The sequence below is a fragment of the Panacagrimonas sp. genome (genome assembly GCF_965216805.1).
Taxonomy (GTDB): Bacteria; Pseudomonadota; Gammaproteobacteria; order Nevskiales; family Nevskiaceae; genus Panacagrimonas.
Window position 1 is genome coordinate 885,924 of sequence record NZ_CBDCGN010000003.1, and the last position, 13,751, is coordinate 899,674.

Sequence of the window (13,751 nt, forward strand, 5' to 3'; positions counted from 1 at the left end):
GGCGCGCGCGGTACCGCGGCCACGGACGGCCGGGCCCGGCCCAGCTTTCATCGTCGTTGGCGGCATCACCTTCAGGCAGGAAATCTCCTAGTGCTCAGCAATCGCGCGGTCTACAACCCAGAACACGAGATGTTTCGCGATGCCGTGCGTGGCTTCGTCAAGGCCCAGATCGCGCCGCACTTCGAGCGCTGGGAGCAGGCCGGTATGGTGGATCGCAGCTACTGGCAGGCCGGTGGCGAGGCTGGTCTGCTGTGCCCGCAGATTCCCGAGGGCTATGGCGGTGCCGGCGGCGACTTCAAGTACAACTGCGTCGTGGTCGAGGAGATCGCCTACGCCGGCTATGCCGGGCCGATGACCGACTACTCCGTGCACAGCGACGTCTGCGCCGGCTACATCCTCAACGCCGGGACCGAGGCTCAGAAAGAGAAATGGCTGCCGCGCATGGTCAGCGGCGAGACGGTGTGCGCGATCGCGATGACCGAGCCCGGCACCGGCAGCGACCTGCAAGGGATCAAGACCCGCGCCGTGCGCGACGGCGATGTTTACCGCATCGATGGCGCCAAGACCTTCATCTCCAACGGCCAGCACTGCGATCTGGTGATCGTGGTCTGCCGCACTTCGGATGCACCGGGCGCCAAGGGCATGAGCCTGATCCTGGTCGAGACCGATCGCCCGGGGTTCCGTCGCGGTCGCAAGCTGGCCAAGCTGGGGTTGCTGTCCTCCGACACTTCGGAGATGTCGTTCGAGGACGTCGAGGTGCCCGTCGCCAACCTGATGGGCGCCGAGGGGACCGGCTTCGCGACCCTGATGACCGAGCTGCCGCAGGAGCGCCTGATCATCGCCTACCAGTCCATGGCAGCGGCCCAGCGCGCTTTCGACATCACCGTGGACTACACGCGCCAGCGCAAGGCCTTCGGCCAGGCGATCGCGGATTTCCAGAACACGCGCTATAAGCTGGCCGATCTCAAGGCCGATCTGCTGGTCGGCTGGGCCTTCGTCGACCAGTGTCTGGAGAAACACGTCCGTCATGAACTCAGCGCGCTGGACGCGTCCACCGCCAAGATGTGGTGTTCGGAAATGCACGGCCGGGTGGTCGATGCCTGCCTGCAACTGCACGGCGGATACGGCTTCATGCGCGAGTACGAGATCTGTCGTCTGTATGCCGACGCACGCATCATGCGCATCTACGGCGGCACCACCGAGATCATGCGCGAGCTGATTTCGCGCAATCTCTGAGCGGCTGCAAAATTTCCTGCTACGGATGGACACGGATATACGCGGATCGGAACTGCTCGCTAGACCGGGGCGGCGTCTCGACGGGAAGTTCAAAAAAAAGTAACTGCATGTGCGTTGCTTTTGCTCCGTGTATATCCGTGCTTATCCGCGGCAAAAAACGCTTTTCGTCCATTTCCGCGCACCCCTGATTGGAGCAAGCAATGGCAGGTCTTTACTACGAGCAGTTCGAGGTCGGCCGTGTTTTCGAACACGAGATTCGTCGCACGGTGACCGAGGCCGACAACGTCTGGTTCTGCGGTGCCACCTACAATCCGGCTCAGGTTCACATCGACGCCGAATACTGCAAGAACACGGAGTTCGGCAAGCCGCTGATCAACTCCATCTTCACGCTGGGTCTGGTGATCGGCGTGACCGTGCAGGACACCACTCTGGGCACGACGGTGGCCAATCTCGGCATGACCGACGTGCGCTTTCCCAAGCCCGTGTTCGCCGGCGACACCATCCGCTCGGTGACCACGATCATGGAGTTGCGCGACAGCAAGTCGCGGCCCAACGCCGGCATCGTCACGTTCAAGCACGAAGGCTTGAACCAGCGTGACGAACTGGTCTGTTCCTGCCTGCGCCAGGGGTTGATGCTGCGCAAGCCGGCGGCCTGATCGCATCCGCGGCCACGATCGCCACAACCTCTCTGCCGGAGCCCCGTATGGATTTCTCCCTCAATTCCGATCACCAGGCCATTCGTGAAGGCGTCGCCGCCGTGGTCAAGTCTTTCGGCGACGACTACTGGCTGGAGCGCGACGAAGACGGCAAGTTTCCCGTCGAGTTCCATCGCGCCATGGCCGACGGCGGCTGGCTGGGCCTGACCATGCCGGAGGAATATGGCGGCTCGGGACTGGGTGTGACCGAGGCGATGGTGATGATGCACGAGGTCGCCAGCCACGGCGGCGGCATGGCGGCGACCTCCACCGTGCATATCAACCTGTTCGGGCCGCATCCCATCATCGTCTTCGGCACGCCGGAGCAGAAGGCACGCTGGATTCCGAACCTCGTGGCCGGCAAGGACCAGTGCTGTTTCGGCTTTACCGAGCCGAACGCCGGACTCAACACCACCGCGATCAAGACCTTTGCCCGCAAGGTGGACGGCGGCTACATCGTCGACGGCCAGAAGGTGTGGACCTCGACCGGCCAGGTCGCCAACAAGATCATGCTGCTGACGCGAACGACCAAGCTGGAGGACTGCAAGAAGACCACCGATGGCATCACCATCTTCTACACCGACATGGATCGCTCCAAGATCGAGGTCAAGAAGATTCCCAAGATGGGCCGCAAGGCGGTGGACTCCAACGCCATCTTCATCGACGGCCTGTTCATTCCCGATGCCGATCGCGTCGGCGAAGAGGGCAAGGGCTTTCGTTACATCCTGCACAGCCTCAACCCGGAGCGTGTGCTGATTGCGGTGGAGGCAATCGGCATCGGGCAGGACGCTCTGCGGCGCGCGTCCCAGTACGCCAAGGAGCGCATCGTCTTCAATCGCCCCATCGGCATGAACCAGGGCATCCAGCATCCGCTGGCGGAAAAGTGGATGAATCTGGAAGCGGCCTACCTCATGGTGCAGAAGGCCGCCTGGCTGTACGACAACCACCAGCCCTGCGGGGCCGAGGCCAACGCCGCGAAGTTCCTGGGGGCCCGCGCCGGGTACGACGCCTGTCTGCAGGCGGTGCTGACGCACGGCGGATTTGGCTATGCCAAGGAATACCACGTCGAGCGTCTGCTGCGCGAAGTCACCATCACCCGCATCGCCCCGGTCACCGAGCAGATGATCATGTCGTTCATCGCCGAAAAGGTGCTGGACCAGCCCAAGTCCTACTAGCCCGCATTTCTCACAGGTCGCCGGAGAATCCCTTGCCATCGCCAATCCGCACAACGTTCTTCGACTTCGATTCCGAAACAGACTGTAGAGAGATTCTCCGACTGGATCGGCGCTGGCCTGTCTGCGGCGCGCATCGCTTGGGACTCACTCACCCCATAGAACCACTATGGGGTTCGCTCCGTCCCGGCGCACTGCACGTCCTCGACATACGGCCACCGCTCGATCCCCCTGTGAGAAATGCGGGCTAGACCTCGGAGCGCCACACCCTCGCCCGCTTCGAGCGTTGCTGGTGGCCCGTCGCGGCGCCACGAGAAATGAACCTTGCAACGGCGCTCGCCCGGCCTTCCGGACGCCGCCATCCAGCTTCCGGCCGTAGGGCGGCAACCGCCTTTACAAATGTCGTAAGGAACCCTACGATTTGGCGGTAAAAAGGAGTGTCACATGTTTCAGCGCCAGCTTTTCCGCGAAGAGCACGAGATGTTCCGCACCTCGGTGCGCAAGTTCATCGAAAAGGAAATCGCCCCCCACCACGAGCAGTGGGAAAAGGATGGCGTGGTGCCGCGCGAGCTCTGGCACAAGGCGGGCGACGCCGGCATGTTGTGCTGCACCGTGCCCGAGGAGTACGGCGGTCTGGGACTGGATTACCTGTTCGACGTGGTGGTGTTCGAGGAGATGGCGCGCAGCGGTTTCACCGGCCCCGGCTTTCTCATTCACTGCGATCTGGTCGCCACCTATGTGAAATCGTTCGGCAGCGAGGAGCAGAAGGCGTATTGGCTGCCGAAGATGGTGTCGGGTCAGGCGATCGGATCGCTAGGCATGACCGAACCGCACGCCGGTTCCGACCTCAAGAACATCCGTACCCGCGCGGTGCGTGACGGCGACGATTTCATCGTCAACGGTCAGAAGGTCTTCATCTCCAACGGCCAGCTTTGCGACGTGCTGGTGCTGGCCACCAAGACCGACAGCGCCGCCGGCGGCAAGGGCATCACGCTGTTCCTGGTCGACACCTCGCTGCCCGGCTTCAAGCGCGGCAAGAATCTGGAGAAGCTGGGCATGAAGGCCCAGGACACCTCCGAACTGTTTTTCGAAGATCTGCGGATTCCGGCCAGCGCCATGCTGGGCAAGGAAGGCGAAGGCTTCAAGCTGATGATGACCAAGCTTGCGCAGGAGCGTCTGGCCCAGGCCATCCGCTCGGCGACGGTGGCCGAGCACCTGATCGATATCACGGTGGACTACACCGCCAACCGCAAGGCCTTCGGCACCACTATCGGAGCGTTCCAGAACACGCAGTTCAAGCTCGCCGAGTTGTATGCCGAGGCGACCATCGGGCGTGTGTTCACCGATCACTGCATCGCCAAGTTCATGGCCGGCGAGCTGAACGAGGTCGATGCCGCCATCGCCAAGATGTGGCTGTCGAACCTTCACTGCAAGGTCGCCGACGAGTGCCTGCAGCTATTCGGCGGCTGGGGTTATATGTGGGAATACCCGATCTCGCGCGCCTTCGCCGATTCGCGCATCGTCAAGATCGCCGGCGGCTCGATCGAAGTCATGAAGCTGATCATCGGGCGGTCGCTGTTCAGCCGCGTGGAAGGCTTCGAGAAGGTCAAGCCGATCGGCTCGCCGGGCGCGCAAACCGTTAGCTCCGACGAGCCCAGGAAATTGGCGGCCAGTTGAGGCAGGATTGGAAGTGGGCCGGAAAGACTCCGGGGTCTCCCGGCAGATTCAGACCCAAATAGCGTTGTAACTGAAGCGCAACAGGCAACGTCCGCGAAAGTTCGGACAGGAGGCGAAAGATGGACTACCTCAAGTATTGGACTCCGGTGCTGGTTCTGGGCTTGGCGTTCGCAGGATTCTTCCTGGGCGGTGACTGGGTGTGGCTGGGCATCATCACCTTCCCGGCCCTGGCCGTCCTCGACACCCTGGTCGGACGCGACTACCGCGTTCGCAAGATGAGCAACGCCACGCTGGCCAACATCCCGATCTGGCTGTGCTGCATCGGACCGGTGCTGCTGTACTTTGCGTTCGCCTGGCGCCTGTCGGTCGAGGAACTGACCGGCTGGCAGATGCTTGGCGGCATTCTGTCGGTGGGCTGGATGGGCGTGATCCCGCTGGTGCCGGCGGCGCACGAGCTGTACCACATGCGCAACCCAATCGCGCGCACCGTGGGCCGCTACGGGCACCTGTGCATCCTCGACTGCACGCGCGACATCGGTCACGTGGTCGGTCACCACATCGACGTCGCCACGCCGGACGATGGCGATACCGCGGCGCGTGGCACCAACCTGTACAAATTCACCGGCAACGCGGTGATCGAGAGCACCCTGTATGCGCTGAACATGGAAGCCGACGCGCTGAAGAAGAAGGGCCTGAGCCCCTGGCACATCAGCCACCGCGTCTGGCGTGCGCTGCTGGCGCTGGTGATCTTCCACGCGCTGCTGTATCTGGTCGGCGGCTGGATCGCCAACGCCTGCGGACTGGCGGCGCAGCTGGTGGCACGCTTCTGGGTCGAGAGCTTCAATTACTTCCAGCATTACGGCGTGATCCGGGTCAAGGGTGCGCCGATCGGGCGGCGGCATCTGTGGAACCACCTGGGCTGGTTCTCGCGCACCTGCGGTTTCGAGATCACCAACCATGCCGATCATCACCTGAACAGCTATCAGGTGTACTACAAGCTGGTGCCACACAAGGAAGCGATCCCTATGCCCAGCGTGTTCGTGTGCTTCCTGGCCGCGCTGATCCCGCCGCTGTGGCACGAGATGATCGCCAAGCCTGCGCTCAAGCGCTGGGACCTGGAGTTCGCCACGGCCGAGGAACGTGCGCTGGCCGCCAGGCAGAACGCTGCAGCCGGCTGGCCGGACTGGCAGAACGAGCCCGAAGCCCAGGTCGGCAAGGCTGCCACGGTCGGCGTCTGAGCCGGTCCTTTCAGCGCGTCTTTTTCGCACGCACACCGGCCACTGATCTCGCTGCAGATCAGTGGCCTTTTTATTTTGGAGCCCCATGTCCTACCGATCGATCAGTCTGGAAGTTGCCAACGGCCTCGCAAGGCTGACTCTGAACCAGCCCGAGCTGGGCAATCCCTTCAACGCCGAGTTCTGCGACGAGATCTGCAAGGTCGGCAACGAGCTGGCAGGACGCAAGGATCTGCGGGCGATCCTGCTGACCGCGAATGGCAAGTTCTTCAGCGTCGGTGGCGATATCCGCATGTTCGTCCAGCAGCTCGATACCCTGCCGGATTCGATTCGCGGCTGGACCGCCGGACTGCACATGGGGATCGCGCGATTGCAAAGACTGGATGCGCCGATCGTCGCAGCGGTTCACGCCACCTGCATGGGCGGCGGCGTGGCGCTGATCGCGGGCTGCGACGTGGTGCTGGCCGGTCGTGGCGCCCGCTTCGGCGCGGCCTATCCGCAGATCGGCTACAGCTGCGATGCGGGCGCCTCCTTTGCGCTGGCCTCGCGCATCGGCATTGCGCGAGCGCGACGGTTCATGCTGTTCAACGAAATGTTGGAGGCACAGACCGCCGCGGATATCGGACTGGTCGATCATCTGGTGGACGACGACAAGCTAATGGCCGAGGCCGAGCGCATGGCGGTCCAGCTCAGCCAAGGTCCGACGCGGGCTTATGGCGAGATTCGTCGTCTCATCAACAAGGCGTTCCGCCAGCCGCTGGAAACCCAGCTCGAAGATGAAGCCCACGCCCTTGCCGGCGTGGCGGGCAGCGCCGACGCGCGTGAGGGCATCACCGCATTTGCCCAGAAGCGCAAAGCCGAGTTTCAGGGTCGCTAGTTCCCGAGTCGCCAGACCCCGAAGATCAACGAGAAACAGGAGAGCCCGTCATGTGGTTGCACTTCGAGATACAGAACGTCGCCGACATCCCGCGACATTACGCCAGGGTGAGCCCTGAGCGCAGCGCACTGATCGATGGATTGGGTACGCGCACGTTCGCGCAGCTCGACCAGGTCAGCAACCGAATCGCCAGCGCGCTGGTCGCCGACGGTGTCCGGCCCGGTGCGCACATCGGCTTCTTCGGCAAGAACTCCGCGCGTTATTTCGAACTGCTGTTCGGCGTGCTCAAGGCCGGCGCCGGCATGGTGCCGCTCAACTGGCGGCTGGCGCCGGCGGAACTGGCGCCGGTCATCGACGATGCGGAAAGCCCGCTGATCTTCGTCGACCGCGAGTTCGTCGAGATACTGGCCACGGTGCAGAACCAGTGCACGCGAAAATTCCGCACGGTGGTTTTCGATTCCACCGCGAGCAGCGCCGGCGAATTCGAATCCTGGATGAGTGCCGGCGACGGTCGCGATCCGCAAGTGCGCATCCATCCCGACGACACCGCCTTGCTGATCTACACCTCCGGCACCACCGGCAAGCCCAAGGGCGTGCAATTGACTCATCGCGGCCTTGATCGCATGCGCCTGTGCGAGCACCTGGAGCCGGCTTATCAGTGGCGCGATGGCGACGTCATGCTCACCGTGATGCCGGTGTTCCACCTGGTGGGTACCGGGCTGTCGGTGCAGGCGCTCTACAACGGCGCCGCGGTGTCGCTGCTGCCGATGCTGGACCCGGGCAACCTGTTCAAGTTTCTGGCACGCGACCGGCCCACGATCTGCGCGTTGGTGCCCACTGCAATCCAGATGATCCTGGACCACCCGGAAGCGAAAAGCGCCGATTTCTCCTCGCTGCGGCTGGTGATGTACGCCGGTTCGGCCATCAGTTCCACCCTGCTCAAGCGCGCGCTGCAGGAGATGGGCTGCCAGTTCATGCAGTTCTACGGCGCCACCGAATCTTCCGGCGCCATCACCCTGCTGCGCCCGGAACAGCACGATGTCAACGACGAAGCACGCCTGCGTTCCTGCGGCACGCCGCTGCCGCTGATCGAAATCAAGATCATGGACGCCGACGGCAAACAGGTCGCGCAGGGCGAAGGTGGCGAGTTCTGGGTGCGCATGCCGAACATGTTCGGCGGCTACTGGAAACAGCCGGAAGCGACCGCCGCAGTGTTGCGTGACGGTTGGTATCGCACCGGCGATGCCGGCTTTTGCGACGCCGAAGGGCTTTACTACATCGTCGATCGGGTCAAGGACATGATCGTCACCGGCGGCGAGAACGTGTATTCAGCCGAAGTGGAGCAGGCCCTGGCCAAGCATCCGGGCGTGCGCCAATGCGCGGTGGTTGGCGTGCCGGACCCCAAGTGGGGCGAGCGCGTGACCGCCGTGATCATTGCGGCGCCGGACGCCAAGCCGACGCAGGAAGAGATCATCAAGCATTGCCGTGGACTCATTGCCGGGTACAAGGTGCCGAAAGAGGTCCGTTTTGTGGACGCGCTCCCGATGACGCCGACCGGCAAGGTGCTCAAGCGCATCGTGCGCGATCAGCTCAAGACGGGGTAGAAGGGAGCCCCAAGACAAATTAGCCACGGATCAACACGGATCAACACGGGATAAACGGCCAGACCGATCGCGACTGAAGGGTCACAGTTGTCCCTGTTCATCCGCGTTCATCCGTGCGGATCCGTGGCAATAAGAGGCAGTGGTTTCACAGACCGGGGAGATCAAGTGAACGCGAAGCAACGCAGCATGGTGGGACACGGGGCACTGGTGATGTTGATCGGCATGGTGGCGGGGATCGGCCTGCTCGTCAGTCTGCTCGGGGGGATCGAACTGATCCCGGGGCGCATTATCGAGTTCGGGTTCCCAGGCAGTCCCGATGCCTGGGTGCGTACGCACATCGGCGGGATGTTGAACGGCATGCTCATCATGCTGGTGGCCGTCCTGATCTACGTGCTGCCCGTATCGGAGAAGCCCGCAGGGCAGTTGTTCTGGATGCTGATCGGCACCGGCTACGCCAACACGCTGTTCTACTGGGCCGCGCTGTTCGCGCCCAATCGGGCGCTGAGCGTGGCGGACAATCGCTTCGGTGAGTCCAACCTCGCGTCCATCGTCGGTCTGGTCCCCGCGCTGCTGTTCGCGGTGATCTCGCTGATCGCGATCTTCATCCTGATGCGCGAGGCGTTTTCGCAGCGCGGCTGAGCGCAGGTTTGCCGCGGATCGACGCGGACGAAAGATCAAGGCGAAGTCGCGTCTGGCCCGGTGCGATGCGCCGGTGGTGATGGCCGTTTACGCGCGGTGCACCGGCGGCGCGGTGTCGCTGAGGGCGATGGACTTCGTCACGCTCAACCGGAAGGAGTGCGCCCAGCAGGCGCAGGACTACGGCCTGATCCCGACAGTGGTGGACGATGCCGAACTCGGCGCCGAAGCGCTGACGCTGGCGCGCAAGCTTGCCTGGAATGCGGTCCAGTCAGTCGGTGCCGGCGAAGGCGCCGCCGCAGTTCTCGGGGCGCTGAACCTACAAAAAGCGGTTGAACGCAAAGGGACGCGAAGAACGGCAAGCAAGGCGCAAAGGAAAACGCCGTGGACTGCGTTCACCCATCTGGTGCGGGACGCCGCCCAGAAAAATTCTTGGCGTCCTTTCTGTTGGCTTTGCGCCTTTGCGTTGAAATGCGGTTTCCGGGCTGAACCGTCGCGACCCAGGCCGCCGGGGAACAAGGGCTTCGATCAATCCGCTCAGATCGTGTCCAGTTGCGGCGTGGCGCTGAGCACCGGACCGCTGGGCTTGCCCGACCGCGAGCCGCCCTCCGGTTCCATGCTGACGGCAAAGGTGATGTGCGAGCCGCGCAGGACCTCGGCCGGCAGATCGATCACCGTCATCTTGTCGCGCTCGGCCGGCAGCATCGCCAGCGGCACCGGGCCGCGGTCGGGCGAAATCCACCACAGCTGCAGCGTGTGCCGGCCCAGGGTCAGCAGGTCGTCGGCGGCCACGACGCTGAGCCGGCGGTGATCGCGCGACAGGCTCAGCAGCCAGCCCATGCTGGAGGCCGGCAGCTTGAGCTGCGCGAGGTACAGCTCGGGCTCGGCGCTGTGCGGCTCGGTCGGCACGACGGACGCCACCGGCGCCGCGACGGGCGTGGGCGTGACCGCTGCCAAAGGCGCCTCCGCAATTTGCGTCCGGCCCTGCGGTGGAATCGACGGGTTGTTCTGGCCGATCAGGAAGGCCGCCGCCAGCGCTATCACCGAGGCGGCCGCGGTCAGCCAGCGCCGCCGCCGCCGCGCCGAGCGCCGCTGCGACACGGCCGGACGCGGATGCCGTTCGAGGCCGTCTACCGGGAGCGGCGCCGCAGCAGGGACCGGTGTGGCCCGTCGCAACAGCGCTTCGCGAGTCGCGGCCGGCGGACATACCGGCGCCACTGCCTGGCCGAATTCGCTGAGTCGGAATTCCCAGAAATCGACGTGCTCGCGCGCCTCCTGACGCTGCTGCATGAGGCTTTCGAAACGGCGCCGGGCGGGGCCGCGCAGGGTGCCGAGCACGTACTCGGCGGCCAGATGTCGCAACAGCTCGGGGTGGGCGTAGTTCATGGTCGCTCCAGACATTCGCGCAATCGCGCCAGACCCCGACGCACCCAGGCCTTGACGGTTCCCAGGGGCGCGTCCATGGCCAGCGCCAGCTCCGAGTGGGAATAACCCTCGTAGTAGGCCATCAGTACACTCCTGCGCTGCTCTTCCTGCAAGCCCCGCAGGCAGCGATCGAGGCGTTGCAGGCCCTCGCGTTCGACCGCGGCATCCTCCGGGCTGGGGGCGTGGTCCGGCATTTCCTCGATATCGCCACCGTCGGCCGACGGCAGGTCCGACACCGCGCGCTCGCGCGCCGAGGGCAGGCGGTCCAGGCCGCGGTAGCGTGCAATCCCGATCAGCCAGGCGATCGGCTCGCCCTTGTCCGGGGTATAGGTCTCGGCCCGTTGCCACACACGCAGATAACAGTCCTGCAAGGCTTCCTCGGCCCAGTCGGGGCGCCGCAGCATGCGCAGCAGCAGACCGTAGAGGATCGGGCTGGTGTGGTCGTAGAGCTCGCCCAGTGCGGCGGCGTCGCGTGCCTGGATGCGCTGAATCAGGTGCAGCAGTTGTTCTGCGTTGGCGACGACGGGTTTCATGATCCGGGCGGGCCACGCGACCGTGGCCACGGGCGTCAGGGGGCGGACTTGGCGGCCACTGGCGGTGGCGGTGCCACAAACACTTCCTCAAGGAGATGGGGGTCGTCGAAATGACGGTGGCCGAGCAGGCTGGTGGCGTGGTGTCCGTACTGGCGCAGCGCCCCCGGCCGGCGCATGCCGCTAGCCAGCAACCAGGCGGGCTCGGTGGCGTCGGAGCCGGCGACGAAGCCATCGGCCCCGAAGATGCTGCGGGTGCCCCCCTCTGGGGTGGCGGTCAGATACAGATCTTCGTAGCGCTTCAACGCGTAGGTGCGCACCGGGCCTTCTTTGACTTCATTAGCCGGCCGCACCTGACGCAACTCGTGCTGGTCCCGCGTCAATCGCAGGACCGGAGCGGCAGGCGCCAGACCGGTTTGCGGAAACAGGGGCGGATCGATCCAGTAGCCGTTCGGCTCGCGCCGTTGCAGCGACTGCGCCGGGAACCAGTAATGGTCGCGGCCGGATGCATGCAGGCTCTCGAACAGCAGCGGCTTGGCGTGGCGGTCCAGGGTCACGCGCCAGATCAGGCCGTCGATCCCGGCACCGGCGGCGCCGTCATCGCCGGCTTTGCGGAACCACATGAAGTAGTTGATCCGCGCCAGCGCGTGGCCACCGAAGCGCGCGAAGTCGAAGTGGTAGTGCACCACCGGAAGACTGGCATCGACCGCCACGCCGTCGTCCGTCCAGACCGGGGCGCCGGGCTGATTGACGGCGTCGGCGGACTCCAGCCACAACTGCGGTGCGTGGGTTTCGGCCAGCGCGCGCCAGGCGGAGTCGACCAGACCCGGTATGCCCAGCTCGTCGGGGTAGGCCTTGTCGAAATCGGCCGGCACGAGACTCAGGTCCTCGACCGCCTCCGCCTTCCAGCGCACCACCGGTGGTTGCGTCGATGCCTCCGCGGCCTCGTCGAATTGTGCCTGCGCCTGTTCCTGCTCGCGGGTGGTATGCGACTTGAGCAGCGGCGCCATCAGCGGGTACAGACCCAGGGTGCGAGCCACGCTGGAGTACTCGGGTGGCGGCTGCACCGCGTCGCGCAGGGCCGCCAGCGCTTCCGGCGAGTCCAGCTCCACCGCCGCCAGCACGCGGCCGCAATCCTGCAGGCGCGAGCGTACAAGACCGACCTGTTCCAGGGTCATGCCCAGGTTGCGCATCTCGAACTCGCGCGCCTCCTGATCCAGCTCGCGCATGCGGCGCATCCAGCCGGCAACCTGGTTGAGTCCTTCCACCTCGTGAGCGTACGAGGCGAGCAGCCGATCGGTACGCATGTACGGATAGCCCGGGACCCGGTAGAACGCGGCGTCGCGCACGCCGGCGGCATCGATCTGCGCGTCGATTTCGGCATAGCGCTCGCGGCAGTCGTCATACCCGGCGTAGAGACCCACGAACGGCGACGGCTGGGTGGTGGTGCAGGCGCCCAGAGCCGATGTCAGGCTGGCGATCGCCAGGACGCGCGTGAGCAGGGATGCGCGATGCATGCGTGGTTTCCTCCGGTTATGGGGTCTTGGGCTGCGCGTTATTGTTGTCGGCGGGCGCGAAGCGCCATTCCATCTTCACCTTGGCCTCGCCCTTCCACAGGCCCAGCCAGGTCGAGTTGCCGTTGAGCGACAGGTACAGCGGTTGCACCGACTCGGCACTGCCGCTGGGAGCGGCCTGGCGCAGCACCGCGGTCAGCCAGTCCACTGCAGCCGGCGGCATCGGTTGCGGCTCGGTCTTCTTGCTGGTGTGTCCCAGCTCGGTGTAGGTGGTGGTGCCGGTGGGGCGTGGCACGAATACGTTCTCCAGATAGAACCCGCGCTCCTGGTCCTTGAGGTCGATCACCGCCAGGAAGCGATCGCACAGGGGCAGGCCTTCGAAGGCGTCGACGGTGTCCGCCTCGCGATGCTCCGAAAACGGCACGAAATCGTCTGCCGACTTGTTGTAACGCACCCCTTCGATGGACAGCTCCAGGGTGACGCGCGAGCGTCCCTTGCAACCCCGGAACGGCAGCATGTACAGGTACTGGCCGGGGACCGTGTCCTCCTCCAGCGCTTCCGGGTAATTCATCGCCGCAAAAATCGCCGCGTAGCGCATCTGGATTTCCTGGTAGCACACCGGTTGCGCTTCGCAGGCGATCATTTCGCGCTGCATCTGCAGGGTCAGCGCGCGCTCTTCCTCCGGTGTCTCCGGGATCTTGACCGACTTGCCCGCCGCTTCCATCAGCCGCACCGCACTGCGCGCAAGGTGGATGGTCTTGGCCTCCAGCCGGGTATTGAGATCGTGGTCCAGCAGGTTGCGCGGGTCGGCGCGGCCATCGGTGGCCAGCTGCGTAAAGATTTCGTAGCGCTGCGTGCCGGTCGCTGTCGACCACTGGCGGCCTGGGTATTCCGGGTCGTTCTTCTCCCAGGTCTGTTCGGCCTCGACCGTCGCCACGATCTGGAGGTCGTACACCACGCTGTCGGGCGTCAGCGGCAGGCCGCCCAGCGTGGCATCGCCCTGAGCGTGTGCCGCTGCGATGGGCTGCGCTGCGATGACGATGCCCACCGCCAGGGTCGAGGCGAGCCGGCTAAGGCAAATGAAGCGCTGCAGCATGGATACGGTCATGGAGGACTCGGGTTGTTGCTTACGAAGTGCAGCCGAGGCTGG

Annotated in this window: 12 protein-coding genes; 8 read left to right on the forward strand and 4 right to left on the reverse strand. The window is 64.7% G+C overall.

What is annotated here, in order from left to right; all coding sequences use genetic code 11:
- Window positions 1-129: 129 nt before the first annotated feature.
- The 8 genes from ACOOHP_RS17140 (at window position 130) to styC (ending at window position 9,135) form a co-directional block, all read left to right on the forward strand.
- Complete coding sequence (locus tag ACOOHP_RS17140) at window positions 130-1,236, forward strand: acyl-CoA dehydrogenase family protein (protein WP_420468734.1); 1,107 nt, start codon at window positions 130-132, stop codon at window positions 1,234-1,236.
- Window positions 1,237-1,436: 200 nt separating this feature from the next.
- Complete coding sequence (locus ACOOHP_RS17145) at window positions 1,437-1,892, forward strand: MaoC family dehydratase (protein WP_420467703.1); 456 nt, start codon at window positions 1,437-1,439, stop codon at window positions 1,890-1,892.
- Between the two features lie 47 nt (window positions 1,893-1,939).
- Window positions 1,940-3,106 (forward strand): acyl-CoA dehydrogenase family protein, encoded by a 1,167-nt coding sequence (locus ACOOHP_RS17150; protein WP_420467704.1) that lies wholly within the window; start codon window positions 1,940-1,942, stop codon window positions 3,104-3,106.
- Between the two features lie 441 nt (window positions 3,107-3,547).
- The gene (locus ACOOHP_RS17155; RefSeq protein ID WP_420467705.1) at window positions 3,548-4,780 is read left to right on the forward strand and encodes an acyl-CoA dehydrogenase family protein; all 1,233 of its coding nucleotides are present in this window, start codon (window positions 3,548-3,550) and stop codon (window positions 4,778-4,780) included.
- Window positions 4,781-4,899: 119 nt separating this feature from the next.
- On the forward strand, window positions 4,900-6,018 hold the full coding sequence (locus ACOOHP_RS17160; RefSeq protein ID WP_420467706.1) for an alkane 1-monooxygenase: 1,119 nt from the start codon (window positions 4,900-4,902) through the stop codon (window positions 6,016-6,018).
- Window positions 6,019-6,103: 85 nt separating this feature from the next.
- Window positions 6,104-6,892, forward strand: coding sequence for an enoyl-CoA hydratase/isomerase family protein (locus ACOOHP_RS17165; protein ID WP_420467707.1), 789 nt, complete (start codon window positions 6,104-6,106; stop codon window positions 6,890-6,892).
- A gap of 50 nt (window positions 6,893-6,942) precedes the next feature.
- Entirely contained in the window at window positions 6,943-8,496 is a 1,554-nt protein-coding gene (locus ACOOHP_RS17170) for a long-chain-fatty-acid--CoA ligase (RefSeq protein ID WP_420467708.1), read from the forward strand.
- 165 nt (window positions 8,497-8,661) lie between these two features.
- A complete protein-coding gene (gene styC / locus ACOOHP_RS17175; RefSeq protein WP_420467709.1) occupies window positions 8,662-9,135 on the forward strand; it encodes a styrene-oxide isomerase StyC in 474 nt (157 codons plus the stop codon).
- Window positions 9,136-9,669: 534 nt separating this feature from the next.
- Here the strand turns inward: styC and ACOOHP_RS17180 are convergent.
- The 4 genes from ACOOHP_RS17180 to ACOOHP_RS17195 are packed head-to-tail and all read right to left on the reverse strand — an operon-like array spanning window position 9,670 to window position 13,709.
- Window positions 9,670-10,518 (reverse strand): anti-sigma factor, encoded by an 849-nt coding sequence (locus ACOOHP_RS17180; RefSeq protein WP_420467710.1) that lies wholly within the window; start codon window positions 10,516-10,518, stop codon window positions 9,670-9,672.
- Entirely contained in the window at window positions 10,515-11,090 is a 576-nt protein-coding gene (locus tag ACOOHP_RS17185; RefSeq protein WP_420467711.1) for a sigma-70 family RNA polymerase sigma factor, read from the reverse strand. The genes ACOOHP_RS17180 and ACOOHP_RS17185 overlap by 4 nt, the downstream gene beginning before the upstream one ends.
- 35 nt (window positions 11,091-11,125) lie before the next feature.
- Window positions 11,126-12,604: a hypothetical protein gene (locus ACOOHP_RS17190; protein WP_420467712.1), complete on the reverse strand. Its 1,479-nt coding sequence runs from the start codon at window positions 12,602-12,604 to the stop codon at window positions 11,126-11,128.
- 16 nt (window positions 12,605-12,620) lie between these two features.
- On the reverse strand, window positions 12,621-13,709 hold the full coding sequence (locus tag ACOOHP_RS17195; RefSeq protein ID WP_420467713.1) for a hypothetical protein: 1,089 nt from the start codon (window positions 13,707-13,709) through the stop codon (window positions 12,621-12,623).
- Between the last annotated feature and the right edge of the window lie 42 nt (window positions 13,710-13,751).

What these genes read in the sequence shown, in the direction of transcription:
- ACOOHP_RS17140 (WP_420468734.1), top strand. Translation starts at nt 130, where the DNA reads ATGTTTCGCGATGCCGTGCGTGGCTTCGTCAAGGCCCAGATCGCGCCG.
- ACOOHP_RS17145 (WP_420467703.1), top strand. Translation starts at nt 1,437, where the DNA reads ATGGCAGGTCTTTACTACGAGCAGTTCGAGGTCGGCCGTGTTTTCGAA.
- ACOOHP_RS17150 (WP_420467704.1), top strand. Translation starts at nt 1,940, where the DNA reads ATGGATTTCTCCCTCAATTCCGATCACCAGGCCATTCGTGAAGGCGTC.
- ACOOHP_RS17155 (WP_420467705.1), top strand. Translation starts at nt 3,548, where the DNA reads ATGTTTCAGCGCCAGCTTTTCCGCGAAGAGCACGAGATGTTCCGCACC.
- ACOOHP_RS17160 (WP_420467706.1), top strand. Translation starts at nt 4,900, where the DNA reads ATGGACTACCTCAAGTATTGGACTCCGGTGCTGGTTCTGGGCTTGGCG.
- ACOOHP_RS17165 (WP_420467707.1), top strand. Translation starts at nt 6,104, where the DNA reads ATGTCCTACCGATCGATCAGTCTGGAAGTTGCCAACGGCCTCGCAAGG.
- ACOOHP_RS17170 (WP_420467708.1), top strand. Translation starts at nt 6,943, where the DNA reads ATGTGGTTGCACTTCGAGATACAGAACGTCGCCGACATCCCGCGACAT.
- ACOOHP_RS17180 (WP_420467710.1), bottom strand. Translation starts at nt 10,518, where the DNA reads ATGAACTACGCCCACCCCGAGCTGTTGCGACATCTGGCCGCCGAGTAC.
- ACOOHP_RS17185 (WP_420467711.1), bottom strand. Translation starts at nt 11,090, where the DNA reads ATGAAACCCGTCGTCGCCAACGCAGAACAACTGCTGCACCTGATTCAG.
- ACOOHP_RS17190 (WP_420467712.1), bottom strand. Translation starts at nt 12,604, where the DNA reads ATGCATCGCGCATCCCTGCTCACGCGCGTCCTGGCGATCGCCAGCCTG.
- ACOOHP_RS17195 (WP_420467713.1), bottom strand. Translation starts at nt 13,709, where the DNA reads ATGACCGTATCCATGCTGCAGCGCTTCATTTGCCTTAGCCGGCTCGCC.